2 protein-coding genes are annotated in these 2,953 nt (G+C 41.9%); both read left to right on the forward strand.

Translation table 11 applies throughout. The annotated features are described in order from the left end of the window. A partial coding sequence (locus WBM49_RS03955) for a glucokinase (RefSeq protein WP_424370766.1) occupies positions 1–370 on the forward strand: 370 nt, incomplete at its 5' end. Positions 371–541: 171 nt separating this feature from the next. Then, a complete protein-coding gene (locus WBM49_RS03960) occupies positions 542–2,776 on the forward strand; it encodes a hypothetical protein (RefSeq protein ID WP_424370767.1) in 2,235 nt (744 codons plus the stop codon). The last annotated feature ends 177 nt before the right edge of the window (positions 2,777–2,953 follow it).

Consider the following 2,953-nt stretch of genomic DNA (forward strand, 5'->3'; position numbering starts at 1 on the left):
AAATAAACCCGAACCTGAAGAATTTCTTAAGAAAAATGTGAAGGATGATCGTGCAAAGGCGATTACCACAGCCGCTCTTAAAAAAAGTGACCCCATATGTGTTGAAACGCTGGAATTGTATTTCCGGTTTTTAGCCGCAGAAGCCGCACAGCTTGCCTTAAAGACAAAGGCAACGGGAGGTATTTATATTGGGGGAGGAATTGTTCCAAAAATACTCAAGGGGATAAATAAGGAGTTATTTCACAAGAACTTTGTGCGGTCTGGCAGGATGAACCCTCTGCTTGAAAAGGTGCCCGTCAGGGTAGTTTTAAATGAAAAAACCGCACTTCTCGGAGCAGCGTTTTACGGTGCAATGTCTCTTGAAAAATAGTAAGCACAAATGGAGATGGTAATTCTCGTGTATTCCAATATCAGAGGGTGCTAAAAATAAAAATAACACAAACATTTATACTCGTATTGAAACGTGAAAATAAATGTTTGTTCCAGCCATTTGACTTGTAATTAAAATTGTAATATTGAGAGGTTCAATGTTCTGCTAGTTATGGAAAAATCACTTTCCACCAGTAAAGCCAATTTTGGCACTTTGCCGGTTTTTCTTACCGCCATTTCAACCATTCTGGGAGCGGTAATGTTCCTGCGTTTTGGTTTTGCAGTGGGATCTGTGGGCTTTGCAGGAACCCTCCTTATCATTATTATAGGACATTTGGTAACCATCCCTACGGCAATGGCATTGGCCGAAATTGCCACCAACCAAAAGGTGGAAGGTGGAGGGGAATACTTTATCATTTCTCGTTCTTTCGGGGTGAATATAGGTGCCGCCATCGGGATCGCTCTGTATCTCTCTCAGGCCATCAGTGTGGCATTCTATGTGATAGCTTTTGCGGAGGCTTTTGAGGCAATAAAACCCTGGGTACAAAGTGAATTAGGGTACATCCTATATGACAACCGTTTGTTTAGTGTCCCGGCTTTGATGGTTCTTATCTGGTTAATGGTCAGTAAAGGAGCAGATCTGGGAATGAAAGCTTTGTATGTGGTGGTCAGCATCCTGGCCATTTCATTGGTGCTATTCTTTTTTGGACATACTCCGTATGCTGAAGTTTTTGATAGTTCGCAATTATTTAAGGGAACAGACTCCGGTTATAGTTTCTTTTATGTTTTTGCCATCATCTTTCCTGCTTTCACGGGGATGACCGCGGGTGTGGGACTAGCCGGAGATCTTCGTGATCCAAAAAAAGCGATTCCCTACGGTACTATTACTGCTACTGTAATTGGTATGATACTGTATGTATTTATTGCCTATAAACTAGCCAGTTCGGCTGCTCCTGATGATCTGATTAATGACCAGTTGGTGATGAGCAGAATTGCCCTTTGGGGTCCTATAATTCCTATAGGATTGGCTGCTGCTACTATTTCATCGGCCCTGGGCTCCTTTATGGTTGCTCCAAGGACCCTGCAGGCCATTGGAGGTGACAAGGTTTTTCCTAACCGCTTTGTCAATTTCTGGGTTTCTAAGGGAACCAAAAAGAACAATGAACCTCGTAATGCAACCATTTTAACCAGCGTTATTGCATTTGTTTTTGTCCTGATGGGGGATGTAAATGCCGTGGCTGAAGTAATATCCATGTTTTTTATGGTAACCTATGGCTCCCTTTGTCTGATTTCATTCTTGCAACACTTCGCTGCCGACCCGGCTTATAGACCCTCTTTTAAATCGAAATGGTATCTATCATTGCTCGGAGCCATAATGTGCATCTATCTAATGTTTAAGATCAATACACCTTATGCCATTGCGGCCATCCTTTTGATGATAGCTCTATACTTTTATATCTCGTCAAAAAGCGATGCCAAAAAAGGGATGGCGAGTATATTTCAGGGTGTGATATATCAGTTTAGCAGAACCATGCAAGTGTTTCTTCAAAAGGCCGATAAAGCGAAGACAGAAGAAGATTGGAGACCTGCAGTTTTATGTTTGTCCAAGGATACCTTTGAACGTTATAGTGCCCTCGATCTTATGAAGTGGATCTCACATCGCTACGGTTTCGGGACCTATATCCATTTTGAGAAAGACTATTTTTCCAAGGAATCCAAACGGGCGGCAGAAGCCAAGCTGCAAAAGCTTATCAAAATTGCCTCTACCAGTAAATCCAATATTTTTATTGAGACCATCATTTCCCCTTCCAATACGGCTGCCATCATCCAGGCCATTCAACAGCCGGGAATTTCCGGAAAGCCAAATAATATGATGCTCTTTGAATATAAAAAAGGAGAGAAAGAATGGCTGACCCACGTGGTGGATAATTACAGTGTTTTAAAAACTGCCAATTACGACTTGTGCATCCTGGCCAGTTCCGACCGCGGTTTCGGTTATCACAAGGACATCCATATTTGGATTCGCAAAGAGGATTACGAAAATGCCAGTCTGATGATCTTGTTGTCCTATATTATTTTGGGGCACTCGGATTGGAAAAATGGAGAGATCAAGATCTTTGCTACCTTTCCTAAAGAACATTTGGCGAAGGAACAGGAAAACCTGATACAACTAACCTCTACCGGGCGTTTGCCAATCTCAGCAAAGAATATTAGGGTGATTGCGGTTGAAGAAGATCTGGATCGTAAAAACTTAATTAATGAGTATTCCCTGGATGCAGATCTAACCCTGATTGGCTTCCACGAAGGAAATATTAAGACTGAGAATAACCTGGAAATCTTTCAGGGGTACGATACGATCGGAAACATATTATTTGTAAATACGTTTACCTCAAAATTTATACAATAAGTAAAGGGATCATTTTATTTGTGCGCACGCCTCAATCCCGTGAAATGTGGAAAACGGCATCGCCCTGATTCACAATAGGTGATTCGTTGATGCAGATCACATAGCCTGAATGTGAGGCCTTTATATTGCGTTCAAAATAGCCAAAAGGGTCAGAGATACTTCCTATGACAGTGCCCT

The organism is Muriicola sp., assembly GCF_049669965.1.
GTDB lineage: Bacteria > Bacteroidota > Bacteroidia > Flavobacteriales > Flavobacteriaceae > Muriicola.